Raw genomic sequence first — 26,544 nt, 5'->3', positions numbered from 1 at the left:
ATTGAATAAGTGATTTACATATTTTTTGAAGCAATAGTTATTTATCTATTGGTGCTGTGATCATAATGATGATAGCGGTCGGTGCTTATATTATCTTTGCGAGATGGATAAAGCCTGACCAACAAACAGTCGTCACGTTTATTGACCCGGCACTGTTTCTGCTGCCGTTTTGAGTTCGTAATATTACGAGCGCCTTTCAATGGAAGCCACTATGCCGTTTCGTCGTTTCAGACTGAATAAATTCCTGTCCCGGCTAAGTTTTTCTTTCATGGTATTATTCTTATTTCTGTTGTTAGGGGCGGCAGTGATTTATGCGCAAACCAAAGCCAATATGCATCAGGATGCTGAAGCTAAGTTATTACAAGGTAGGGCTCGATTCGAGCAGATATTTAATAATTTGCAGCATGCGGCGCTTCAGGTAGAAACCGGATTAGGCAAACCTTGCATGCAAGTTGTTCAAAATCTGCGGGATCAAGTTGTCATTATACCGGATGTGCGTTCAGTCTCTTTAGCTAAGGGGACGACCATCTATTGTTCCTCGATATATGGCCCACTTTCCACGCCGTTTGATCTAGATGTGTTCGTTGATGGTCAACTGGAGCTAATGCAGGGTAATGATGTCACTCCAGATCGTGCTTTGATGGTGTATCGGCTGGCGCGAGGTGATTACAGCATACTGGTTGCGGTCGATGGCTATTATCTGCGCAGCATCCTTAACTTATTAAGTGGTGATATACAGTTGTATCTGAGGGTGGGTGATAAATGGATGGATGCGGTGGGTATGGTACATCCAGGCCACCCCCCCGAGGGAAGCGAACCGTTATATCTGGCCTCAGACAAGTTTGCTTATTCATTAAATACGACGCTCTCTAACCAGCAATATTTGGCCTATGCCTGGCAATATAATCAAGGTAGCCTGATATTTTTCATCTTAATGAGCATCGGTTCAGCCGCGCTGGTTTTCTGGTTATCGGGTAGGGCGGCATCACCCACACAGGTATTAAAACAGGCGTTAGAAAACAACGAGTTTGTTGCTTATATGCAGCCGATAGTATCAGGCAAAGAGCAATGCTGGGTGGGTTGTGAAGTTCTAATGCGTTGGCAGCATCCTGTTAATGGTTTAATTCAGCCGAATAAATTTATTCCGATGGCCGAGGACAGTGAACTTATTGTTCCGATGACTCGCGCTATCATGCAGCAAGTTAGTACCACTTTTGCACCTTACGTAAATCAGTTACCGGAAGGTTTTCACTTTGGTTTTAATATCAGTGCTAACCATTGCCGTGATCTGAGTCTGGTAGATGATTGCCGCCGTTTTATTCAGGCCTTTGGTGGTAATAAAATCAATATCACATTGGAATTAACTGAACGGAAATTAATCGTTGCCGATGAGATTACTGACCGATTGTTTGCCGAGTTGCATGCTTTGGGGGTATTTATTGCTATCGACGATTTTGGTACCGGGCATTCAAGTCTGACTTATTTGCAGAACTTTAAAGTGGATTTTCTGAAAATTGACCAAAGTTTTGTTGGCATGATTGGTTCCGATGCATTGTCGAGCCACATTGTCGGGAATGTTATCGATCTCGCGACCCGACTGGGGTTGCAGACCATTGCAGAGGGAGTCGAAAACGACACTCAAATGCGCTATTTACAGGCCCATAACGTCGACTATCTGCAAGGCTATATGTATGGGCGGCCCATGCCGATGAGCGAATTTGCCAAATATATGTTCCATTAAGACTCATATTCTGACATTTGAAACAAAATAAAAAGGGTGCATATGCACCCTTTTTACGGTAGGTCATTGATGCCTAATCACAGCACAGATAGCTTCACACAGCGGAGCCATGTTATCAGGTGTCATACCTGCAACGTTTACTCGGCCAGAGTTGACAGCATAAACAGCAAACTCATTGCGTAGGCGCAGAACCTGCTCTTTAGTCAGGCCACTGAATGAAAACATCCCATTCTGGTTAATGATAAAGCTGAAGTCCTGCTTCGCACCTTTTTCCTGCAATGTATTCACAAACAACTGACGCATACGATGAATGCGCTGGCGCATATCGGTCAGTTCTTGTTCCCAAATGGCGCGCAATGTCGCGTTGCTCAGGATGGTGGCAACCACTGACGCCCCATGGGCTGGTGGGTTGGAATAGTTAGCACGGATAACGGCTTTAACCTGGCTGAAGGCGATATCGGCCACGTCGCTGCTAGCGGCAACAATGGTGCAAGCCCCGACACGCTCATTATACAAACCAAAGTTTTTCGAATAAGAGCTACAAACGATCAGTTCCTGATGTTTAGCAGCGAAAATACGCAGCCCCTGAGCATCTTCCTCCAAACCTTTGGCAAAACCTTGGTAGGCGAAGTCAAACAGTGGCAGCCAACCTTTGGCAACTGACAGCTCAGCTAATTGGCTCCATTGGGCTTCGGTTGGGTCGATACCGGTAGGGTTATGGCAGCAGCCATGGAATAGCACTACGTCGCCAGCCTGAGCTTCTGAGAGGCTTTTTAATAGCCCATCGAAGTCCAGTGAATGGTTCGCAGCGTCATAATAGGCATACTCAACCACTTCAAGCCCGGCAGCGGCGAAGATATTTTTATGGTTCGGCCAGCTAGGATTACTGACCCATACACGTTTAGCGCTGGTCTGATGGGCGATAAAATCAGCAGCAATACGTAACCCACCGGTACCACCTGGGGTTTGAGCGGTACGCGCACGCTTATCGGCAATAATAGCGCTGTCGGCACCGAACAACAGTTCTTGCGTGCAACTGGCGAAAACCGGCAGGCCATCAATACCCAGATAGTTTTTAGTAACTTCGTTTTCCAGCAAATACTGCTCAGCTTTCTTCACGCTGGTCAGCACCGGCGTTTTACCGGTTTCGTCTTTGTAGACACCAATCCCCAGATTGATTTTATGAGGGCGGTCATCCGCGCGGAAAATATCGGTCAGGCCCAGAATCGGGTCAGCAGGTGCAGCAGTGATTTTTTCAAACATGTCAGAGGCTTCCATGGCTTAGCGTTAAGCAAACAGAACTATCAGGGTAGCGCCAGTTGCAGTCTTTGCCAACCGTTTGCGATAAAAAGAAATGAATGTTGTGAGGCGGGGGAATTCAGGGTGAAAAATCGGCAAAATAGTGCATTCGACAGCGTAATATCCCTCTATTGGCTAAGGATAAAAACAAAAAGACAGAGCCGAAGCCCTGTCTTTTTTCAACTTATGTCAGCAGATAAACTGCGTGATTAAGTTTAACTTAGAACTGGTATACCAAGCCAACACCAACAACGTCATCAGTCATCAGATTGTTAGCACGGGTGAAGTTGTCTTCGTCCAGCAAGTTGATTTTGTAATCAACATAGGTGGTCATGTTTTTGTTGAATGCGTAGTAGGTACCAACAGAAACATATTTCAACAGGTCATGGTTGTCATCAGTGTTGTTGTTCAGATCCTTACCTTTGGACTGAACATAACCCAGTGACGGACGCAGACCGAAGTCGAACTGGTACTGTGCAGTGATTTCGATGTCACGAGTCTTGTTAGCAACAGAATCGTCACCGAATGGAGTCATGTTCTGAGTTTCAGCATACATTACAGCCAAGTATACGTTGTTAGCGTCGTATTTAGCACCAACGTTCCATGCTTGAGCTTTATCGCCTTCAGCAAATGTTTGGTTAGACAGGTGAGCATCTTTCTGCAGAGTAGTACGGTTAGCAGAAGAGAAACCAGCACCGAAGTTTACGCCGTAACCGATATCATAAGTAGAAGAGATACCGAAGCCGTCACCGTTTTGAGTGGTCAGCAAGCCATCACGGCCACTTTCGTTTTTGCCTTGATATTGCAGAGCAAAGTTCAGGCCATCAACCAGACCGAAGAAGTTGGTGTTACGGTAAGTAGCCAGACCAGTAGAACGACCAGTCATGTAGTTGTCAGAGGCGGAGATTGAATCACCACCGAACACTGGCAGCATGTCAGTCCATGCGTTGACGTCATAGATTACGCCGTAGTTACGGCCGTAGTCGAATGAACCGAACTCAGCAAATTTCAGACCAGCAAAGCCCAGACGGGTTTTGTTACCTTTGCCTTCTTGAGCTTCAGCATTGTTAGCCTGAATGTTATATTCCCACTGGCCGTAACCGGTCAGTTGGTCAGTAATTTGGGTTTCACCTTTGAAGCCGAAACGAACATAAGATTCGTCGCCGTCTTGACCCTTGGCATCAGAGAACTGGTGACGCGCATCAACTTTACCGTACAGATCAAGTTTGTTGCCGTCTTTGTTGTAGATTTCTGCTGCATTAGCTGCGCCAGCTACTAACAATGCTGGGATTACTACTGCAAGAATATTGCGCTTCATCATTATTATTACCCTCATTGGTGTTATTCGGACACCTGCCACTGCCGCCAATAATTTTTTTGGAACTATTGTTGAGAGTTTGGTGTCGTCTGTGTCTGAACGCAGTGTTCCATTCACAGACCTGATAATCCACACCGAAAATGCTACCAATTACCTGAATGTGTTTCATTGAGATACTATGTGTTACTAAATGTAAATACTGGGGAACTTTGTGACTTAGATCGAACTTTAAAAAATGACAAAAGCCAGCTGAGCTGGCTTTTATTTATACAAATAAACATTTTTTTTCGAAATGACGAACTTAGAAGCTGGCATTTCTTGGCGTGCGTGGGAATGGGATGACATCCCGAACGTTTTGCACCCCTGTTACATAGGAGATCAATCGTTCAAATCCAAGGCCAAATCCTGAATGCGGTACCGTACCGTAGCGACGCAGATCACGATACCACCAATAATCTTCTTTATTGAGGCCCATCTCTTCCAGACGTGCGTCCAACACATCTAAGCGCTCTTCACGTTGTGAACCCCCGATGATTTCACCAATTCCCGGCGCTAATACATCCATCGCTGCAACGGTTTTGCCATCTTCGTTCATCCGCATATAGAAAGCTTTAATGTCTTTCGGGTAGTTTTTAACCACTACCGGTGCCTTAAAGTGTTTCTCAGCCAAATAACGCTCATGTTCAGAAGACAAATCTATGCCCCATGACACGTCATTTTCAAATTTCTGGCCCGATGCTAGCAAAATCTCGATAGCGTCGGTGTAATCAACCTGAGCAAAATCAGAGGTGACAAAACGTTGTAGGCGATCTACCGCGTCTTTATCTACCCGCTCAGCAAAGAACTTCATGTCATCAGCACGTTCATTGAGCACAGCCTGGAAAACATATTTCAGCATTTTCTCGGCTAATGCGGCGACGTCATCTAAAGAAGCAAATGCGACTTCAGGTTCAACCATCCAGAACTCCGCCAAATGACGGCTAGTGTTGGAGTTTTCTGCCCGGAAAGTGGGGCCGAAAGTGTAAACTTTGGACAATGCACTGGCGTAGGTTTCTCCATTCAACTGACCGGATACCGTCAGGAATGCTTCTTTACCGAAGAAATCCTCGCTGAAATCGACAGCTCCAGTATCCGTGCGTGGCAAGTTTTCCAGATCCAGCGTCGACACACGGAACATTTCACCAGCACCTTCGGTGTCTGAAGCGGTGATCAGTGGGGTAGAAACCCAGAAGTAGCCGTTTTCATCGAAGAAACGGTGAATTGCCTGCGCTAAGGTGTGGCGGACACGGGCAACAGCACCAATCAGGTTTGTACGTGGGCGTAAGTGAGCCACTTCGCGCAAGTATTCGATGCTGTGACGTTTTGCCGCCATCGGATAGGTATCGGGATCATCAACCCAGCCGACCACTTTGATAGCAGTTGCCTGAATTTCAAAGCTCTGGCCTTCACCTGGTGATGCCACCACTGTTCCAGTGACTTCTACTGAGCAGCCGGTAGTCAGATGCAGTACTTCATCCTGATAATTAGGCAAAGCATTATTCACGACGGCCTGTAACGGGTCAAAGCAGGAACCGTCATAAACGGCAACGAAGGAGATACCCGCTTTAGAATCTCTCCGGGTACGCACCCAACCGCGTACGGTGACTTCACTGTCAACCGCAGCACGGCCTTGCAGTACGTCGACTACAGGCACTACGCTCATAGATTTCTCTCTTTAATAGTTTTGATATAGAAATAGTTAACAACCCAACCAAATGGGGATGTTGCTATGTTACTTGCGGCAGTGCAGGACACAAGTAGAAATCACCAGATCAGTGCAACATTTCTGTCGTTATCCTTAATAAAGGCGGCACAAATCAGAGTTGGGTTTAATTGGGAAGTGGTTGTGAGGGGAAAACGGCTAAGTGAAGTGGCTCGCCGGGCTATATTAACGCCCCGACGAACCCTCATTATGCAGGCCGATACTAACTGGCCTTTTTGACTAACGGCAGGGCGAATGCTTCGCGTAACTCATCAACAAAAGCCGGGTCCTGACAGATAGTTTTACCCGGACTATCCGAGAGCTTTGCGACCGGCTTGTTGTTGCATTCAACCAGTTTAATGACAATGTTGAGCGGTTTAACGCCGGGAATATCACAAGTTAAACGGGTACCGATACCGAACACCAATTTAATTCGTTGATAGAAATGGCGATAGAGTGACAACGCTTTTTCCAGATCTAAATTATCTGAGAACACCAATGTTTTACTCATTGGGTCAATACCCAGCTTTTCATAATGGGCGATAGCTTTTTCACCCCATTCTACCGGGTCACCTGAGTCATGGCGCAATCCTTGATAGCGATTGGCGAATGTCTCATCAAAATCGCGCAAGAAGGCATCCATGGTAATACAGTCAGTCAGTGCGACACCAAGTTGATTTGGGTACTCATCTAACCAGACTTGAAGTGCCACGCGCTGACTATTGGCCAGTATCGGACTTATCTGCTGATGAGCCTGGAACCATTCATGGGCTTGAGTACCGACCGGAGCTAATGCCAGGTTGCGGGCTAAATCATAGTTGCTGGTACCTACAATATAGGGGAACTCATCTTTTAAGCTGCTGACAATAGCATGCTGTATATCGCGTGAAAAACGGCGACGGGTGCCAAAATCCATTAGCTTGAAATGACTAATATCGATATCCGCGCTGAGAATCTTAAACTGCTGAAGTTTGTTGCGCAGTTGCGTGACGGCCTCGGCTGTTGTGACACCGACTGACCGGCGCCGATGAACGATTTCACTGATCACCGCCAGCAAAGGGACTTCCCATAAAATCGTTTCGCACCATAAACCGGCAATCCGAATATCTAATTTACCGTCATTATTGGATACGGTGACCTGCTCAGGGTTAAAACGAAAATCCCGCAACCAATTGAGGTAATCATCTTGAAAGAAGGGTAACCCCGAGAGGTAGGTAAACTCATCATCGGTTAACGCTAATTGTTTCATTAGCGCTATCTGATGGCGGATTTCATCGGCATATTCGCCCAGCAACTCATCACCACGGCAGCGGAATTCAGCGGCAACGGTAATATGGCGATAGCGATGGAACACGGCTTGTTGCATATGGAGCTTATAAGCATCCGTATCAAGCAGTGAAGTCAAAATCGGTGAGGCGTCTTGGGTCATGGCGCTATACAGCATCCTCGTAGGAGCATTTTCCGCAGTCAGCATATACCCTTGGTACTTGAAGTTGTCAGGGCTGCTTCGTTCACTCACCCGAATGACCTACTTATGTAAGCTCATCGTAATGCGTTCACTGGCCGCCGACCGGCAACACCAATTACTTTGGACATAATCTATAAAGTCGCAGGAGTATACCGGTATTATCCTGTTATTGAAGTCTCATCACACCATAAATGCTAATCACAGGTCTAGGATTAAACGTGCCATTATCAGTGAAACGGTTATTTTCTTTAGTGGTGTTGGCCCTGAAGGTCAGATTTTTAACTGTTTAGCGAATAAAGGATAAATTGACTTATAAAATATAGGGTTATTAAATTGCACTACCGAGCAACAAAAGGTAAATCTTTGTTTCCTGTTAGTTATCAGAGGTCACCTTGGCAGCCTGGTGCGGGTATTTCCCCATCATTGAGATATCACAATCAACGCAGAGCAATGTGGGGAAATAGCAAACATCATACTATATGTTTAGACATCGACTTAGATAAGTACGATCAGGGAAGATGGCCGTAGGGTAGACCCGATCCCGCTTGATTGCGGATATGGTCGGTGAATTCTTGGCTAAGCGCTACAACATCATAGGCATAGGGTGGGACCCAGCCGATATCAGCGTCAAACCCACAATTGTTGAGTTCAGCAAGGCTATGGTTAAAAGTCGAGCTGTCATCATTAACTTTATCGCCGCCATTAAACGCCTTCATTACCCGACATTCAGCCGTAAGGTCATTAACCAAAAATATATTTTTCTCTGATAAAATACTAGACTGATAACCCAAGCCATAGCTGTATTCGTAGGGATATATAGGATCTGATTTATCTTGCTCAAATAAATTATTATAGAGATGTATGCTGCCGAAACGAACTCGCGGAGTACGCTGGATTATCCGCGTAAAGTAATTATTAAAGAATGTAACGTGCATGGTTCCTGCATCTTGCTCAGCATTACTATCGCTATGACCAATCAAAATAGTTTTGTCATGTAATTCAAAACGGCAGTGAGAAATCGTGACATAGTCAGAGCCGCGTTTAATATCTAACGCGCCATCATGCTGAACAAACTTCCAGCCATCCTTCTCGGTGTATTGATCAATCGTAAAACGACCATCACTAAACGTGACATGGTCGATCCAGACATGGTGTGAATTAATGATATTTAAACCATCCCATTCAGCATTCCACCCATCACCTTCTTCAAACTGGGGATCGACATCTACTGGGTTCTCAATATAGATGTTATGAACGATAACATTACTGGCATCTTGGATAATGATTGAACCTTCGATAAATTTCGCATTCTCGGTGACACCAATTAACGTGGTATTGGCATTGAGATAAACAATACCACGCTGTTTCTGGTCTGCTTGGTCCTGATAAGGAAGACCTTCACTCACATCAATCAGACCATATACTTGAATTATCTTCGGCCGCTCTCCTGATTCCGATAATGCCCGTCTAAGTTCTGATACCGAAAAAACCAGATAAATATCATCACTGGTGGCTTCGCTGCCTCCGGTAGTTCCTCCGGCTTCAGCGGCCCAGCCTCCGACAGGAGAAATGTTTCTTGCAGCTTGATGAATGACACGTGAATTGATTCTGCTGGTCATAATAACTCCTTTTACATTTGAATATCTTAACAATCCTCCATTGAAATAGAACATAATTTTATTTTAAATAAAACGAGGTCTCTATTGTTTTTGTTAAATCGATAATATGTATTATGAAGTGTTGAATCTTCAGTGTGTTGAGCTTATTTTTTATTGTTATATGGAATGGATGGCTATTTTGCGTTAAAGAAAACGATGAGTTAGGGGGCAACGACAAAAAGATCTGAATCTATGTTCAATCTTATTAATGTATGAAGGCCAATGTGCATGATGTCGGGTTTCGTCTGATGGTATTGGCATATTCTGCTGTCAGAAATGACGATACCGAGCAAATCAACGGATATTTTGCTCGCCAAATGCAAGAAGGAAAATGAGCTGCGAGGCGGCTCGAAAAAAGCACATTCAATGCGTTATCTGCCGTAATAGCACTCGCTCTCACCTAGGTTTTTTTTACAATTGTGATACATTAAAAAGCTATCTGAGTCTGAGGCTAATGGGCTGACAGCAATGTTCTGGTCGCCGTGATACTGGCCTTATACGACTATTAATACAGACCTGATAATCATATTCACTGATGACGTCAAAAGGGTTCCTATGACACAACAGCCGCAAGCTAAATACCGTCACGATTATAAATCGCCGGATTACACCATTACCGATATCGATTTGGACTTCGCACTGGATGCGCAAAAAACGACGGTAACGGCGGTCAGTAAAGTAAAACGTCAGGTAGCAGATGTGACGCCGTTGATTCTAAATGGTGAGGATCTCACGCTCGTCAGTATCAGTGTTGATGGGCAAGTTTGGCCTCATTATCAGCTACAGGATAACTCGCTGGTCATTGAGCAATTACCCGCACATTTCACACTGACAATCGTCAATGATATTCATCCTGCGACCAACAGTGCACTTGAGGGATTATATCTTTCCGGTGACGCGCTGTGCACCCAGTGTGAAGCTGAAGGTTTCCGCCATATTACTTACTATTTAGACCGTCCTGATGTTTTGGCCCGTTTTACGACCCGCATCGTGGCTGACAAATCTCGTTATCCTTATTTGCTTTCCAATGGTAACCCTGTGGGGCAGGGGACACTGGAAGATGGTCGTCATTGGATAAAATGGCAAGATCCATTCCCTAAGCCTTGTTATCTGTTTGCTCTGGTTGCCGGTGATTTTGATGTCTTGCGCGATAAGTTCATTACCCGCTCCGGGCGTGAAGTCGCATTAGAGCTTTTTGTTGACCGCGGTAATTTAGATCGTGCCGACTGGGCGATGACGTCGTTGAAGAACTCCATGAAATGGGATGAGACTCGTTTTGGTCTGGAATACGATCTCGACATCTATATGATTGTCGCGGTTGATTTCTTCAATATGGGTGCGATGGAAAATAAAGGCCTGAATGTATTCAACTCTAAATATGTTCTGGCAAAAGCTGAAACAGCAACAGATAAAGATTATCTGAATATTGAAGCGGTTATCGGACATGAATATTTTCATAATTGGACAGGTAATCGAGTCACGTGCCGTGATTGGTTCCAGTTAAGCCTGAAAGAGGGCTTGACGGTATTCCGTGATCAAGAGTTCAGCTCTGATTTAGGTTCACGTTCAGTTAATCGAATTGAGAACGTACGCGTAATGCGTGCCGCACAGTTTGCCGAAGATGCCAGCCCAATGGCCCATGCTATTCGACCAGACAAAGTTATCGAGATGAACAACTTTTACACCCTTACCGTGTATGAGAAGGGTTCAGAAGTTATCCGCATGATGCATACCCTACTGGGTGAACAACAATTCCAGGCCGGTATGCAGCTCTATTTTGAACGCCATGATGGTAGTGCCGCAACGTGCGATGATTTTGTACAAGCAATGGAAGATGCATCGAATGTCGATCTCTCTTTATTCCGTCGCTGGTATAGCCAGTCCGGCACTCCGATTCTGACCATTCGTGATGACTATGATGCTGAGAAGCAGCAGTACCATCTGCACGTCAGCCAGAAAACCTTACCAACCGCTGACCAGCCGGAAAAACTGCCGCTGCATATTCCATTAGATATTGAACTATATGACAGTAACGGTAATGTGATTGCGCTACAGAAAAACGGCTTGCCCGTCCATCATGTCCTGAATGTGACGGAGTCTGAGCAGACATTTACCTTTGATAATGTTGAACATACGCCGATCCCCTCTTTGCTGCGCGAATTCTCCGCCCCAGTCAAACTGGATTATACCTACAGTGATCAGCAGCTCACTTTCCTGATGCAGCATGCGCGTAATGAATTCTCTCGTTGGGATGCTGCCCAGAGCTTGCTGGCAACCTATATCAAACTTAATGTTGCCAAGTATCAGCAGAAACAGCCGCTGAGTTTACCCACTCACGTTGCGGATGCTTTCCGGGCAGTATTACTCGATGAAAATCTTGATCCGGCTCTGGCAGCGCAGATCTTGACCTTACCGTCAGAAAATGAAATAGCAGAGCTGTTTACTACCATTGATCCGCTGGCGATCAGTGCGGTTCATGAGGCTATTACTCGTTGTTTGGCTCAGGCATTGTCTGATGAACTGTTAGCCGTATATGTTGCGAATATGACACCTGTGTATCGTATTGAACACAGTGATATTGCCAAGCGTGCATTGCGTAATACCTGCCTGAATTATCTGGCTTTTGCTGATGAAGATTTTGCTAACAAGCTGGTCTCGTCACAATACCACCAGGCGGATAATATGACTGATTCGCTGGCCGCATTAGCGGCGGCAGTCTCTGCACAATTACCTTGCCGTGATGAGTTGCTTACAGCCTTCGATATGCGTTGGAATCATGATGGTTTGGTTATGGATAAATGGTTTGCACTGCAAGCGACGAGTCCGGCGGCTGATGTTTTGACACAGGTGCGGGCTTTGCTTAAGCATCCGGCATTCAGTTTGAGCAATCCAAATCGCACTCGTGCGTTAGTCGGTAGTTTTGCTTCGGGTAATCCGGCGGCATTCCATGCCAGCGATGGCAGTGGTTATCAATTCCTAGTCGAAATTCTCAGTGATTTGAATACCCGTAACCCGCAGGTGGCTGCACGGCTGATTGAGCCGTTGATTCGCTTGAAACGTTATGATGCTGGCCGTCAGGCTCTAATGCGCCAGGCGCTGGAGCAACTTAAAACGCTAGATAATCTGTCCGGTGATTTATACGAGAAGATAACTAAAGCACTGGCCGCATAATGGCTGAATCAGCCAATAGCGCTGCCCACTAACGTTACCTTCACAGCACAGAGGGCAGCAATGCCCTCTTTTTTATGGTTCTTGACCTACAAATAGTTAACACCTTGTTATCAATATAGTTAAACAAAGAGATTCTTTGCGTGGCTTTACTGAGCAATCGTTTACTTTCCTGATAGATAAATTTACCATTCCCGCGTCTATCCATAGGTTGAAAGCCGGTCAGGAGATCACATGTACTACCCACTCGTCAAAAAAGCACTATTTCAGCTTGATCCAGAACGTGCCCATGAATTCACTTTCCGGCAGTTAAAACGTGTTACTGGCACACCACTCGAATTCCTGGTTCGCCAGTCGGTACCAACCAAACCAGTGAGCTGTATGGGATTGTCATTCAAAAATCCATTAGGTTTGGCGGCGGGGCTGGATAAAGACGGTGAGTGTATTGATGCGCTGGGCGCGATGGGGTTCGGTTTTATCGAAGTGGGTACGGTGACACCCCGGCCACAGTCAGGTAATGATAAGCCAAGGTTGTTTAGGATCGTTGAAGCTGAAGGCTTGATCAACCGGATGGGATTTAATAATCACGGAGTTGATAACTTAATTGAAAATGTCAAAAAATCACATTTTGGCGGAATATTAGGTATTAATATCGGGAAAAATAAAGACACCCCGGTAGAGCAAGGTAAAGAAGATTACTTGATTTGTATGGATAAAATTTATCCTTACGCGGGATATATTGCGATTAATATCTCCTCACCTAATACCCCAGGGTTACGATCTTTGCAGTATGGTGAAGCGTTAGATGATTTGTTGGCAGCAATTAAAAATAAACAAACTGAATTACATCAGCGCCATCATAAATATGTTCCTGTGGCAGTAAAGATCGCGCCGGATCTTACCGAGGAAGAGTTGATCCAAATAGCTGACAGTTTAGTTCGCCATAATATAGATGGCGTTATTGCCACTAATACAACGTTAGATCGCTCTCTCATTCAGGGATTAAATTATTGCGAACAAGCCGGTGGTTTAAGTGGCCGACCATTACAATTACGCAGCACGGAAGTCATTCGTCGCTTATCACAAGAGCTGCAAGGGCGTCTGCCAATTATCGGGGTAGGTGGAATTGATTCGGTTACTGCCGCTCGCGAAAAAATGGCGGCAGGTGCTTCATTGATTCAAATTTATTCCGGCTTTATCTTCCGTGGGCCTGGTTTGATTAAGAATATCATCACTCATATCTAATTATTTAACTTCATTACTGGCCGGGGGGTTTATTTCTTCCTCCGGCTCGTCTATATTTTACTCCGGTAGATTAAATATACAGCGAAAGCCCTATACCTAAATAATGTGAGTTGCAGGTAGCCGGTAATCGAATAACAAAGTGGTCGTGAACTGATTTGAACGCGACTTATAGTGGTCTCGTAGAGGCGAGCTCCATGGATGGGCTGAGTAACGAGAGCCGCCAACGCACATGCTGTTTGAAGTATGATGCGGATATATGAAATTAATCCCATTTGATGGGCGAAGAACTCAGTTATTGAGTCAATGATGTTAGCAGCATGGCGGGAAGGAAAAATATGCGAATTAAACCAGATGATAAATGGCGTTGGTATTTTGATACCGAACACGACCGACTGATGTTGGATTTAGCTAATGGTATGATATTTCGCTCGCGTTTCCCGTCTAAAATGCTAACCCCAGATGCTTTCGATGAATCCGCATTCTGTGTCGACGATGCCGCTCTCTATTTTGAATTCGAAGATCAATGTCGCCAAATTAAATTGAGCCATGAACAACGTTCAGAATTAGTGTTAAATGCATTGGTCGCATTTCGTTTCCTAAAACCACTAATGCCCAAAAGTTGGTATTTTGTACAATACCCTAAAGCGCTGATGCCAAAAAATGGTGAGTTGGCGTTAGTTAAAGTATTGGATAGTGGTGAAGATGTTCGCTTGTTAGTGGTTGAGTCGGGTGATTCGGCAAGTTTGTGTTTATTAGCACAATCACAAGTGGTATTAGCTGGACGGCAGATGGTATTAGGTGATACCATTAAGATAATGAATGACCGTTTGTTGCCCCTTATCATTGCAGAGGTTTATACCGCCCCAGCTTTCGACCGAGCGGTATAATTCCCCTTCATACCGCAGTAAAGTGGTTAGCTGCGTGCAGAGAGTAAGTTTATCGGGATTATCTTATTTACCGCTGAGGGTAATATCCCCTGTGGGAATACAGCTACAACAAAGAATAGTTCCGTCGTTGCCAATGGCACTCTGTTTTAAAGGTGCAACATCGCCATTCACTAATGTAATTCTACAACTGCCACATATCCCAGCCCGGCATGAATAAGGAATACGGATATTTTGTTGTTCCAATTGTTCCAGCAATACCTGCTGATTATTACCATTAAAGCGAATGCCGTTATATTCAATCGATACCGCTTTGGATTGATCAAGTGGTGCCGCCAGGCTTTCAACTATGGCACCTGCACTGTATGGCCGAGGTGGTTTGGTTGACAGAATTTCTACTTCATCACCTATCCGAATAATACCGCTGTTCCTGGCCACCATATTCTGGCCAAAATCGATATCGCCATTTTCCGCAGTTCGGAATGTCTGTAGTGTTCGTAATGGCTCACCGGCTGGATGTTTCCGCCCGCGTTCTACGCTGACGGTGGTTAATACACAACGGCTGCATGGCTTAACCAAATCAAAGGTGATATCTCCAACGCGAATCACCTGCCAACTGTCTTCGGCAAATGCACTGGCACCGGTTACGACTAAATTCGGGCGAAACTGTTCTAATTTAATACTGCCAGGGCAGCGTTGCTGTAGTTCTTTAAATGATGCTTCGTTAACGAGCAGGTAAGGGAAGCCATCAGCAAAAGACAGTGGAATCTCTGGCATCGGCTTCACCCTGCGGGTTAACTGTGCACCGAGCCAGCGTAATTGCACTTCACGCTGAAAATAGCCACTGAGCCAGTTGTTGATGGTCTCAGGGGCAATTAGCGCCGTAAAATGATTTCCCCAGACTTCCGTCGGTTCAGCATTGGCTAAAAAATCATTAAAGCGGATACTGGCACTCTCGCCATCGGGCGCCGTGAGATATAAACCGTCCGGCATTAATGCCGGGGTGAACAACACCATCTGCGGATTTTGGCGCGCAGTAATAAAAGTGCCATCCGGTTCGGTAATCATAAATACGCGGTCAAAGGCCAGCCCACTGCTGCTGACTTGAGCATGAGAAAGCTGCAAGCCGCGCATGGATTTCACCGGATGAACGTAGAGTCGGGAGAGGGTAATCACCATTGCCTCCGTGCGAGTATTAAATAAGAAGGAGCAACTTTATGACAAGCTGCTGGGATTAGCTATAATGCGCAACAATTTTCTTTTTGGTGATAGTGCGATATGAACTCTCTGTTTGCCAGCACGGCGCGTGGACTGGAAGAACTGTTAAAAAGCGAACTCGAAGCGCTGGGCGCTCACGACTGTAAAATAGTACAGGGTGGGGTACATTTTCAGGGTGACGATCGACTCATGTACCAAAGCCTGCTGTGGAGCCGCCTGGCTTCGCGCATCTTGTTACCGCTTAACGAATTTAAAGTTTACAGCGATTTGGACTTGTACCTCGGGGTGCAGGCGATCGACTGGCCGTCAATTTTTGGTGTGGATAAAACCTTTGCTGTGCACTTTAGCGGCGTGAATGATGAAATCCGCAACAGCCAGTACGGTGCATTGAAAGTAAAAGATGCCATTGTTGACAGCTTTACCCGTAAGTTGGAGCAGCGCCCAACGGTTGCCAAGCAGCAACCGGATATTCGGGTGAATGTTTTCCTACAACGGGATATGGCCAGTGTGGCATTGGATCTCAGTGGTGAAGGGCTGCATCAGCGCGGCTACCGTGATCTGACCGGTCAGGCTCCCCTGAAAGAAAACCTGGCAGCGGCAATTATCCAGCGTTCTGGCTGGCAGTCAGGTACACCGATGGTCGATCCGATGTGTGGTTCCGGTACATTGCTGATTGAAGCGGCAATGATAGCCTCTGATCGCGCCCCTGGTTTGCATCGCGCCCATTGGGGCTTTACCGCCTGGAGTGCCTTCAACGAAGTGCTATGGCGTGAATTGACCACCGAGGCGCAAGTGCGTGCCCGCAATGGTTTGCAGGCAACCACTTCTCGCTTCTTCGGTTCAGACATCGACAGACGAGTTATCGAAATGGCGCGTGCTAATGCCCGCCGCGCTGGGGTATCAGAGCTGATTAGCTTCAATGCCAATGATGTCAGTAAGTTAGTGAACCCCCTGCCGGAAGGGCCGGTAGGCACGGTTATCAGTAACCCGCCTTACGGTGAGCGGTTGGAAAGCGAGCCGGCATTGATTGCATTGCATAATATGCTCGGTCGCATCATGAAATCGGCATTTGGTGGCTGGCGTTTATCGCTGTTCAGTGCATCACCGGAATTGCTGAGTTGCCTGCAACTGCGGGCGGAACGTGAATTTAAAGCGAAAAATGGCCCGCTGGATTGCGTGCAGAAAAACTATCAGTTAGCGGCGAATCCACAGGGTGCTGCGGGTGTTCAGGTGGCAGAAGATTATGCCAACCGTCTACGTAAAAACGTGAAAAAGCTGGATAAGTGGGCCAAACAGCAGGGTATCGAATGCTACCGTCTGTATGATGCCGATTTGCCTGATTATAATGTGGCCGTCGATCGTTACGGCAGCAAAGTGGTGGTACAGGAATATGCGCCGCCGAAAACGATTGATGCGCAAAAGGCCCGCCAGCGCTTATTTGATGTGATTAATGCCACCCTTGCGGTACTGGATCTCCCATCCAATCAATTGGTATTAAAAACCCGTGAGCGCCAGAAGGGCAAAAACCAATACGAAAAGCTGGCACAAAAAGGTGAATTCCTGCTGGTGAGTGAATATAACGCCAAGCTATGGGTTAACCTGACCGATTACCTCGATACCGGTCTGTTCCTTGATCACCGTATCGCTCGCCAGATGCTAGGTAAAATGAGCCAGGGTAAAGACTTCCTTAACCTGTTTGCCTATACCGGTACGGCCAGTGTTCATGCCGGCTTGGGTGGTGCGCGCAGTACCACGACGGTTGATATGTCGCGTACCTATCTGGAGTGGGCCGAGAAGAATTTGCGGGTGAATGGCTTAACTGGCCAACAACACCGCTTGATTCAGGCTGATTGCCTTTCATGGCTCAGTAACACCGATGAGCAGTTCGATGTGATCTTCATTGATCCACCGACTTTCTCCAACTCCAAGCGTATGGAGACCACCTTTGATGTTCAGCGCGATCACTTAGTGCTGATGAAAGAACTTAAACGGTTACTGCGCCGTAAGGGAACAATCATGTTCTCGAACAATAAGCGCGGTTTCCAGATGGATTTGGACGGGATAAAGGCGTTAGGGCTGGAAGCGAAAGAGATAACAGCTCAGACACAATCAGAAGACTTTGCCCGTAATCGTCAAATCCACAACTGTTGGCTGGTCACCCACAGCCACGAGGAAAAGTAGAAACTATGTCGTTAATTAGCATGTCCGGTGCCTGGCTGTCGTTCAGCGATGCACCTTTATTGGATAATACTGAATTGCATATTGAGGCAAACGAGCGCGTTTGTCTGGTGGGCCGTAATGGCGCAGGTAAATCCACCTTATTGAAAATTTTGAGCAAAGAAGTCGCACTGGATGATGGCCGCATCATTTATGAGCAAGATTTGATTGTGGCGCGTCTGCAACAAGACCCACCACGCAATGTGGCCGGTACCGTGTTTGACTTTGTGGCTGAAGGCGTGCAAGAACAGGCTGAACATTTAAAAGCCTACCACGCAAGCTTGCATCAGGTTGAGTTAGACCCAAGTGAGAAGAACCTCAATCGTCTGGCGGCATTGCAGGAGATTCTGGACCATCAAGGTTTGTGGCAATTAGACAGCCGCATTCAGGAAGTGCTGGTTCAACTTGGTTTATCTGCTGATGCCGAACTTTCATCACTGTCAGGTGGTTGGTTGCGTAAAGCAGCACTAGGCCGTGCGCTGGTAAGCTCGCCGAAAGTGCTGCTGCTGGATGAACCGACCAACCATTTGGACATCGAAACCATTAATTGGCTGGAAGGCTTCCTGAAAGAATTCCAGGGCAGCATCGTGTTTATCTCTCATGACCGTTCCTTTATCCGCGCGATGGCGACCCGTATTGTCGACCTTGATCGTGGCAAATTGGTGTCATGGCCAGGGAATTACGAACTGTATCTTGCCAGCAAAGAAGAAGCACTGCGGGTTGAAGAGCTGCAAAACGCTGAATTTGACCGCAAACTGGCGCAGGAAGAAGTGTGGATACGCCAAGGTATCAAAGCGCGCCGCACCCGTAACGAGGGCCGTGTGCGCGCGCTGAAAGCGCTGCGCATGGAGCGTTCTGAACGCCGTGAAGTGATGGGCACAGCCAAGATGCAAGTCGAAGAGACTGTGCGTTCAGGCAAAATTGTCTTTGATCTGGAGAATGTTAACTATCAGATTGATGGCAAAGTATTAGTGAAAGATTTTACCGCACAAGTACAGCGTGGCGATAAAATCGCGCTGGTGGGCCCAAATGGTTGCGGTAAAACGACATTACTGAAACTGATGCTCGGTCAGCTTAAAGCGGACAGCGGCAAAGTACATTGTGGCACCAAGTTGGAAGTGGCTTATTTTGACCAGCATCGGGCAGAACTTGATCCCGAACGTACGGTGATGGATAACCTGGCAGAAGGTAAGCAAGAAGTGATGGTAAATGGCCGCTCGCGCCATGTACTCGGTTACCTGCAAGACTTCTTGTTCCACCCTAAACGCGCAATGACACCGGTGAAAGCGCTGTCTGGTGGTGAGCGTAATCGCCTGTTATTGGCTAAATTATTCCTTAAGCCTAGCAACTTGCTGATTCTCGATGAACCGACCAACGATCTGGATGTGGAAACACTGGAGTTGTTGGAAGAGATGGTTGATAGCTATCAGGGCACAGTGCTGTTGGTAAGCCATGACCGTCAATTCGTTGATAACTCAGTGACTGAATGTTGGATCTTTGAAGGTACTGGCCAGATCAATAGTTTTGTTGGCGGCTATTATGACGCGCATCAGCAACGTGCTGAGGCAAAACCTATCCGTCAGGTAGCGGCTAAAGTTGAAGAAACCAAAACTGCGACACCGGTTAAGAGTAATGCTCCCGCCGCGAAGCGCCCGGGTAAGTTGAGCTATAACTTACAACGTGAGTTGGATCAGTTACCGCAACAGCTAGAAAAACTGGAAAATGAAATCAGTGAGTTACAGGCTGAAGTTGGTCACGCAGATTTCTTCTCCCGCCCGCATGAAGAGACACAACAGGTCTTGAAAGCATTAGCTGATGCTGAACAGGCGTTAGAAGTAGCATTTGGTCGTTGGGAAGAGCTGGAAGCTCAGAAAAACGGTTAAAAATGTGTAACCACCGTTCTACCAGATGACGTGCAATACGATATTATGTCTATTGTTATAGTAAGTCTCTTGATAGAACGGTGTTCAACAATACCCAATAGATTTCAACGTGCAGGAAGGTAGCTTGCAGCGGCCTGATAGAGGCGAGAACCATGGATGGCGGAGTAACGGAACAGCCAACCATCTGCATGTTGAAAGATGAAGGGATATACAGGCCAGCCGTAAGGACATAGATATTGTATTCTGTTATTGAGCCTAAACACGGCGGGCAGTCAGGGAATGTCATCCTGTGCCGGCAGTGCGACATGTCAGTGGCCTTACCCTCCCTGCCTTATGGCACTAAAGCGGTATGTCCGCGTTGCAAAACCACACTGACTACTAGGTGGGATGAGCCACGCAAGCGCCCTGTGGGGTACGCGGTTAGCGCATTATTTATGCTATTACTGGCTAATATGTTTCCGTTCGTCAACATGCGTGTGGCCGGGATCACCAGCGAAATTACCTTACTCCAAATACCCAGAGTCATGGTGTCAGATAACTATGCCAGCATGGCAACGTTATTTATGGTACTGGTTCAGTTGATACCGGCATTCTGTATGGTAGCCATCATCCTGCTTTGCCTGCGGGTGCGGATGCCAGCCCACTTGAAAGCCGCAATAGCGAAAGCGTTATTCCAATTTAAAAGCTGGTGCATGGTTGAGATCTTCCTCGCCGGTGTGCTGGTGAGCTTTGTCAAACTGATGGCGTATGGCGACATCGGTATTGGCAGCAGTTTTATCCCCTATTGCCTATTTTGTCTGTTACAAGTCCGCGCCTTCCAATGTGTCGATCGTCATTGGATGTGGCAGGATATTGCCCCGGCTCCTGAACTGAAGCTCCCGTTGGTTGCGGGCCGTACTGGTTTGCGTCAGGGGTTGCGATCCTGTTCTTGTTGTACCGCAATTTTGCCGCAATCCCAGGTGCAATGCCCGCGCTGCCATACTCATGGCTATGTTCGTCGTCGCCATAGCTTGCAGTGGACAATGGCCCTATTGATCACCTCGATTCTGCTCTATATTCCGGCTAATTTGATGCCGATTATGATTACCGAAAGTCTGGGGAGTCAAATGGGTTCTACCATTATGGCGGGGGTCATTTTCTTGTGGAGCGAAGGTTCTTATCCGGTGGCGATGGTGATTTTTATCGCCAGTATCATGGTGCCATCGTTAAAAATGTTAGCGATTGCCTGGCTGTGTTGGGATGCAAAAGGTAAAGGTAATAGCGATACTGAACGGATGCATTTCATCTATGAAATCGTGGAATTTGTTGGCCGTTGGTCAATGATCGATGTCTTTGTTATTGCTGTGCTCTCTTCATTAGTCCGTATTGGGCAACTGATGAGTATTTATCCAGCGATTGGTGCACTGCTATTTGCCATGGTAGTGGTTCTGACAATGTTTGCTGCATTAACCTTTGATCCTCGTTTAACCTGGGATCGAATCAGTGAATCAACCCAAAAGGAGCCGCAAGGTGACGGACAATAATCCCAGCCAGAATGTGGCGGAAATTGAAAAAATCAAGCGATGGTCGCCGGTGTGGATCATCCCGATTGTCACTGTGCTGATTGGCGCATGGATTTTGTTTTATCATTTCAGCCACCAGGGGCCACAGGTGGTATTGACCACACTGAATGCCGAAGGTATTGAAGCAGGTAAAACAAAAATAAAAAGTCGTAGTGTGGATGTCGGTATCGTAGAGCAGGTCACGCTGAGTGAGGATCTGAACCATGTTATCGTGCAGGCACGGCTCAGCTCAGGCATGAATACCCTGTTACATGGCGATACCGTCTTCTGGGTGGTGAAGCCGCAGATTGGCCGTGAGGGTGTATCTGGCCTGGGAACACTACTTTCCGGTGCTTACATTGAGCTGCAACCGGGTAGCAAAGGTAAATCATTAAGTGAATTCACCTTATTGGATTCCCCACCGCTGGCCTCACCTGATGCTAAAGGGGTGCGTATCATTCTGGACAGCGAACAGGCTGGGCAGTTGAATGCTGGCGACCCGGTATTGTTCCGTGGCTACCGGGTCGGATCGGTAGAAACCAGCACCTTCGATGCCAAGTCACGCTTAATGCGTTATCAGTTATTTATTGGTGCGCCTTATGACAGTCTGGTCACCAGTAATGTCCGTTTCTGGAAGGACAGTGGTGTAGCGGTCGATCTATCATCACAAGGAATGCGAGTTGAAATGGCATCGCTGGCAACCCTTTTCAGTGGTGGCGTAAGTTTCGATGTGCCTGATGGTTTGGATCTGGGCAAACCGGTCACGGCAGATAAAGCTGAATTCAAACTGTTTGATAATCGCAGCAGCATTCAAAATTCTCTGTTCACTGAACATGAAGATTTCTTGTTGTTCTTCTCCGACTCTGTACGTGGTTTGCAGTCTGGTGCGCCGGTAGAGTTCCGTGGTATTCGTGTGGGTACTGTGGCCGATGTGCCGTTCTTCACCGAAGGTATGAGGCAGCGAGTTGATAATGATTTCCGTATTCCGGTGCTTATTCGCATTGAGCCAGGCCGTTTCCGCGATGATTTAGGCTCGGATACCAACTTTGCGCAAATATTGAAAACAGCCAAAGAACGCGGGCTACGTGCCTCATTGAAATCAGGTAACTTGCTGACGGGGGCGCTGTTTATTGATCTGGATTTCTACCCAGATGCCAAACCGTGGAAAGGGCCGTTGGAAGTGGCGGGCTATCCATTGCTGCCCACAGTCAGTGGTGGTTTAGCGCAAATTCAGCAGAAATTGATGCAAACACTGGATAAGATTAATAGTCTACCTCTGGATCCAATGGTGAATGAAGTCACGAAGACACTGGCTGAAAGTCAGAAAACGATGCGTGAAACTCAGAAAACCTTGGCGGCATTGACTGCAATCACCTCAAGCCCGGCGATGCAGGATCTCCCCAAAGATCTGCAAAAAACCCTGAATGAGTTGAATCGCAGCATGAAAGGCTTCCAGCCAGGTTCACCGGCCTACAACAAGATGGTGGGTGATATGCAACGGTTAGATCAGGTCTTGCGTGAATTACAGCCAGTATTGCGTACGCTGAATGAGAAGAGTAACGCGCTGGTATTTGAAGCGGCAGGAAGTCAGGATCCTCAGCCTAAGAAGGCCAAAAAATGATGAAATGGATGGCAGTTCTCGCAGCGCTGTTACTTAGCGCTTGCAGTAGCGAACCCGGCAAAACCTACTATCAGTTACCGGCACTCAGCGCACCTGCTACGGTCAGTAGTAGTGTTGCTTCAAGGCAATTATGGATTGAACATGTTGGTGTTGCTGATTATCTGGCTGCGACGGGAGTGGTATACCAAACCAATGATGTACAGTATGTCATTGCCAGCAACAACTTGTGGGCCAGTCCACTGGATCAACAGTTGCAGCAAACCTTGGTAACCAATCTGAGTAATGCGCTGCCGGGTTGGTTGGTCTCTTCACAACCACTGGATAGCGATCAGGATGTCCTCAATGTGACTGTAACCGGCTTCCATGGCCGCTATGATGGTCGCGCCGTCATTCGTGGTGTGTGGATACTGAAACATCAGGGACAGTTGATTAAGCAGCCATTCGATCTCGAGCTTAAACAGAGTGAAGACGGCTACGATGCTCTGATCCGAACCTTGGCGCAGGGCTGGCAGCAGGAAGCCAAGGTTATTGCTGCTCAGTTACAAAACGTTAAGTAATATTTTGTTCTAATTTAGTCTAATATCAGTCAAACCCTCTTTCGTTGCTAATGAAAAATTACTGCGAAAGAGGGTTTTTTGTTTAATATCAATATATTGCTTTCAGTTATCCCAAATCAATCACTTAGCAAATTCAGCGGACATAGCTCACAAATATGACATTGGCGTGAATTTTGCGCATTGCTTTTCTGTTTCCTAAGGTCTATCACTTAATTGTGACTGCACATAAAGTGGTCACTGTTTTCTTTCCACCAGACCGAAAGATGAGGGAAACGAGGCATGAAGAGACAGAAAAGAGATCGCCTGGAAAGGGCGTTGTCACGCGGGTATCAAGCAGGTATTTCAGGGCGTTCAAGGGAAATTTGTCCCTATCAAGCTTTAGACGCCAGATCGCATTGGTTAGGAGGTTGGCGACAAGCCATGGAGGACAGGGCTGTGACCGCTTAAGCGGCTCTCTGTCAGACTAAGGGATCACCTCCGCTTTATGCGCATATTGCGGAGGTTTTCATTTTTACTCTTCGTACTTGGTGCCGCAGCGTTGTTGGCTGCATTCGCTCACCCGAATCATTGACTAGTGTCAACTCATCGGGATTCACTCATTTGCCGCCTAGCTGCAACACCAATTACTTTGAGTAATACAGGTGGTACTTGTCGCTGCAGCATTGTTGGCTGCATTCGCTCACCCGAATCATTGACTAGTGTCAACTCATCGGGATTCACTCATTTGCCGCCTAGCTGCAACACCAATTACTTTGAGTAATACAGGTGGTACTTGTCGCTGCAGCATTGTTGGCTGCATTCGCTCACCCGAATCATTGACTAGTGTCAACTCATCGGGATTCACTCATTTGCCGCCTAGCTGCAACACCAATTACTTTGAGTAATACAGGTGGTACTTGTCGCTGCAGCATTGTTGGCTGCATTCGCTCACCCGAATCATTGACTAGTGTCAACTCATCGGGATTCACTCATTTGCCGCCTAGCTGCAACACCAATTACTTTGAGTAATACAGGTGGTACTTGTCGCTGCAGCATTGTTGTCTGAATTCGCTCACCCGAATCATTGACTGGCGTCAACTCATCGAGGTCTGACCAAATTATTCAGCCCAGCGTTTTAGCAAGATACTCGCGTTAACCCCGCCAAAACCGAAGCCATTTGACAGTGCATAGGTTATCTCATGGGGGAGAGCTTTACCTGCCACAATATTCAACCCCTTGGCCGCGGCATCCAGATTCTCCAAATTCAGAGTGGCAGGCACGATTTGATCACGCAGTGCCAGTACCGTGAAGATGGTTTCCAATCCGCCAGCCGCCCCCAGCAAATGCCCGGTGGCTGACTTGGTTGAGGTAATGGCTAAGGTATTACCTTCACCAAATAAGTGTTTAATCGCATTGATTTCGCCAAGATCCCCCACCGGAGTTGAGGTTGCATGCGCATTAAGATGCTGAACTTGTTCTGGCTTAATTTTAGCCTGACGCAATGCGATCTTCATTGCGCGATATGCGCCATCACCATCTTCAGCTCCAGAGGTCATATGGTAGGCATCAGCACTGGTACCGTAGCCGACAATCTCAGCTAACGGTTGTGCGCCACGGGCGAGAGCATGTTCCAATTCTTCAATAATCAGTAAACCGGCACCTTCCCCCATCACAAAACCATCGCGAGCACTGTCGAAGGGACGGGAGGCTTTCTCAGGTGTGCTATTAAAACCGGTTGATAGAGCACGAGCTGCAGCAAAACCAGCCAAACTGACCTTATCAATCGCGGCTTCAGCGCCACCACATAAGGCAACATCCGCTTCATCGTTGCGGATCATCCGCACCGCATCACCAATAGCTTGCACTCCCGCCGCACAAGCGGTGACGGGCGCGCCAATTGGCCCTTTAAAATGATGTTTAATAGAAACATGACCCGCAGCCAAATTCACCAAAAATGAAGGTATTGTGAAAGGGGAGAGGCGTTTTGGCCCGCGAGTGTCGGTGGTGCGTACGGCATGGGCAATTGCAGGGAAACCGCCAATACCAGAACCAATCACGGTAGCGGTACGTTCCTGTTTTTCTACATCGTCAGCATGCCAGTCGGCTTGGGTAATAGCTTCATCTGCCGCCGCCATCGCAAACGCAATGAAACGATCCATTTTCTTCTGATCTTTTGGCGCAACAGCTTTATCAGGATCAAAGCCTGCTTCTGAGTCTGCGTCAAGTGTAGGCACTTGCCCACCAATCTTAGCTGACAAATCACCGACAATCTCATCCGGCAGAATACGGATGCCGGATTGCCCTGCCAGCAAACGTTGCCAAACAGTTTCGCTACCACAGCCTAACGGGGAAACCACACCCATACCTGTAATTACTACACGGCGCGTATTCATTGTTTTTCCTTTTGAGACTTAATTGAGTGAGACTGTTACCTGGTATCTATTGACTGTTTGCCATGCATCAGTGCCAACCGTTTATTAATTATATCGCTCTTGACGGAGCCTGCCGCAAGAGTGACATCTTGTGCACAAATAGGTTGCCCGGTATTTCTGTCCAGTAAGATAGTTTCTACCGGATTACCTGTACGGCGATCTGCGAGAACTACCGCAGGACCAAGTGGTGCAAAATGCTGATTACCCCACTGGAATAGTGCCGCCATCACTGGGAAAAAATCATTGCCACGCTCAGTCAGTAAATACTCATAGCGGGCAGGACGCGGATTATAGAGCCGCTTTTCAAGGATTCCACTTTCCACCAGATACTTTAGGCGGCGGGTGAGGATAGTGGGTGATAGCTGCAAACTTTGCTGAAATTCATCAAACCGCGTTAACCCCTGAAAGGCATCGCGGATGATTAATATGCTCCACCATTCGCCGACGCGTTCAAGAGAGCGGGCAATCGGGCAAGGCATGTCTTCAAGGCGGGTTCTTTGCATTCCATTCCTCACATCATTATTGTGGTTTTGGCTGAGCGTGGGCTGAAAATTAACATTCAACAGGTGACTAC

Annotated in this window: 18 protein-coding genes; 10 read left to right on the top strand and 8 right to left on the bottom strand. The window is 47.0% G+C overall.

Features of this window, described 5'->3' with window-relative positions:
- Positions 1 to 211 precede the first annotated feature (211 nt).
- Positions 212 to 1,741 carry an EAL domain-containing protein gene (locus tag ACWJJO_RS13960; protein ID WP_083158451.1) on the top strand — a complete coding sequence of 510 codons (1,530 nt, stop codon included), beginning with the start codon at positions 212 to 214 and terminating at the stop codon, positions 1,739 to 1,741.
- A 63-nt stretch (positions 1,742 to 1,804) separates the two neighbouring features.
- On the opposite strand, the gene ACWJJO_RS13955 is transcribed toward ACWJJO_RS13960, so the two are convergent.
- The 5 genes from ACWJJO_RS13955 to ACWJJO_RS13935 all read right to left on the bottom strand — a co-directional run bounded on the left by ACWJJO_RS13955 (position 1,805) and on the right by ACWJJO_RS13935 (position 9,186).
- Positions 1,805 to 3,004: an amino acid aminotransferase gene (locus tag ACWJJO_RS13955; protein ID WP_481091159.1), complete on the bottom strand. Its 1,200-nt coding sequence runs from the start codon at positions 3,002 to 3,004 to the stop codon at positions 1,805 to 1,807.
- Between the two features lie 256 nt (positions 3,005 to 3,260).
- A complete protein-coding gene (ompF, locus tag ACWJJO_RS13950) occupies positions 3,261 to 4,358 on the bottom strand; it encodes a porin OmpF (protein ID WP_193784809.1) in 1,098 nt (365 codons plus the stop codon).
- 301 nt (positions 4,359 to 4,659) lie between these two features.
- A complete protein-coding gene (asnS, locus tag ACWJJO_RS13945; protein WP_083158454.1) occupies positions 4,660 to 6,060 on the bottom strand; it encodes an asparagine--tRNA ligase in 1,401 nt (466 codons plus the stop codon).
- A gap of 262 nt (positions 6,061 to 6,322) precedes the next feature.
- Entirely contained in the window at positions 6,323 to 7,528 is a 1,206-nt protein-coding gene (gene pncB / locus ACWJJO_RS13940; RefSeq protein WP_083163557.1) for a nicotinate phosphoribosyltransferase, read from the bottom strand.
- 548 nt (positions 7,529 to 8,076) lie between these two features.
- On the bottom strand, positions 8,077 to 9,186 hold the full coding sequence (locus ACWJJO_RS13935) for a pectate lyase family protein (protein WP_193784633.1): 1,110 nt from the start codon (positions 9,184 to 9,186) through the stop codon (positions 8,077 to 8,079).
- A gap of 594 nt (positions 9,187 to 9,780) precedes the next feature.
- On the opposite strand from ACWJJO_RS13935, the gene pepN reads away from it, so the two are divergent.
- The 3 genes from pepN to ACWJJO_RS13920 all read left to right on the top strand — a co-directional run bounded on the left by pepN (position 9,781) and on the right by ACWJJO_RS13920 (position 14,525).
- Positions 9,781 to 12,396 carry an aminopeptidase N gene (gene pepN / locus ACWJJO_RS13930; RefSeq protein WP_083158457.1) on the top strand — a complete coding sequence of 872 codons (2,616 nt, stop codon included), beginning with the start codon at positions 9,781 to 9,783 and terminating at the stop codon, positions 12,394 to 12,396.
- Positions 12,397 to 12,627: 231 nt separating this feature from the next.
- A complete protein-coding gene (gene pyrD, locus ACWJJO_RS13925; RefSeq protein WP_005184626.1) occupies positions 12,628 to 13,638 on the top strand; it encodes a quinone-dependent dihydroorotate dehydrogenase in 1,011 nt (336 codons plus the stop codon).
- A gap of 335 nt (positions 13,639 to 13,973) precedes the next feature.
- Entirely contained in the window at positions 13,974 to 14,525 is a 552-nt protein-coding gene (locus ACWJJO_RS13920; RefSeq protein ID WP_481091158.1) for a cell division protein ZapC, read from the top strand.
- Positions 14,526 to 14,588: 63 nt separating this feature from the next.
- On the opposite strand, the gene ACWJJO_RS13915 is transcribed toward ACWJJO_RS13920, so the two are convergent.
- Complete coding sequence (locus ACWJJO_RS13915) at positions 14,589 to 15,701, bottom strand: YcbX family protein (protein WP_420073600.1); 1,113 nt, start codon at positions 15,699 to 15,701, stop codon at positions 14,589 to 14,591.
- Positions 15,702 to 15,800: 99 nt separating this feature from the next.
- Between ACWJJO_RS13915 and rlmKL the strand changes: the two genes are divergently transcribed.
- From rlmKL to rmf, 6 genes are all read left to right on the top strand, one after another.
- Positions 15,801 to 17,921, top strand: coding sequence for a bifunctional 23S rRNA (guanine(2069)-N(7))-methyltransferase RlmK/23S rRNA (guanine(2445)-N(2))-methyltransferase RlmL (rlmKL, locus tag ACWJJO_RS13910; RefSeq protein ID WP_481091157.1), 2,121 nt, complete (start codon positions 15,801 to 15,803; stop codon positions 17,919 to 17,921).
- A 5-nt stretch (positions 17,922 to 17,926) separates the two neighbouring features.
- Positions 17,927 to 19,840 (top strand): ABC transporter ATP-binding protein, encoded by a 1,914-nt coding sequence (locus ACWJJO_RS13905; RefSeq protein WP_481091156.1) that lies wholly within the window; start codon positions 17,927 to 17,929, stop codon positions 19,838 to 19,840.
- 236 nt (positions 19,841 to 20,076) lie between these two features.
- Entirely contained in the window at positions 20,077 to 21,363 is a 1,287-nt protein-coding gene (pqiA, locus tag ACWJJO_RS13900; RefSeq protein ID WP_420073599.1) for a membrane integrity-associated transporter subunit PqiA, read from the top strand.
- On the top strand, positions 21,350 to 23,002 hold the full coding sequence (gene pqiB, locus ACWJJO_RS13895) for an intermembrane transport protein PqiB (protein ID WP_193784634.1): 1,653 nt from the start codon (positions 21,350 to 21,352) through the stop codon (positions 23,000 to 23,002). The genes pqiA and pqiB overlap by 14 nt, the downstream gene beginning before the upstream one ends.
- Positions 22,999 to 23,559: a membrane integrity-associated transporter subunit PqiC gene (gene pqiC, locus ACWJJO_RS13890; RefSeq protein WP_083158464.1), complete on the top strand. Its 561-nt coding sequence runs from the start codon at positions 22,999 to 23,001 to the stop codon at positions 23,557 to 23,559. The genes pqiB and pqiC overlap by 4 nt, the downstream gene beginning before the upstream one ends.
- A gap of 279 nt (positions 23,560 to 23,838) precedes the next feature.
- On the top strand, positions 23,839 to 24,006 hold the full coding sequence (rmf, locus tag ACWJJO_RS13885) for a ribosome modulation factor (RefSeq protein ID WP_005170911.1): 168 nt from the start codon (positions 23,839 to 23,841) through the stop codon (positions 24,004 to 24,006).
- Positions 24,007 to 24,656: 650 nt separating this feature from the next.
- Here rmf and fabF read toward each other — a convergent pair.
- Positions 24,657 to 25,931, bottom strand: coding sequence for a beta-ketoacyl-ACP synthase II (gene fabF, locus ACWJJO_RS13880; RefSeq protein ID WP_083158465.1), 1,275 nt, complete (start codon positions 25,929 to 25,931; stop codon positions 24,657 to 24,659).
- A 35-nt stretch (positions 25,932 to 25,966) separates the two neighbouring features.
- Positions 25,967 to 26,473, bottom strand: coding sequence for a winged helix-turn-helix transcriptional regulator (locus tag ACWJJO_RS13875; RefSeq protein WP_481091155.1), 507 nt, complete (start codon positions 26,471 to 26,473; stop codon positions 25,967 to 25,969).
- Positions 26,474 to 26,544: the final 71 nt, after the last annotated feature.

Source organism: Yersinia antarctica (assembly GCF_056636475.1).
Note: the sequence above shows the minus strand (reverse complement) of the source record. Positions and strands in the feature narration are given on the sequence as shown.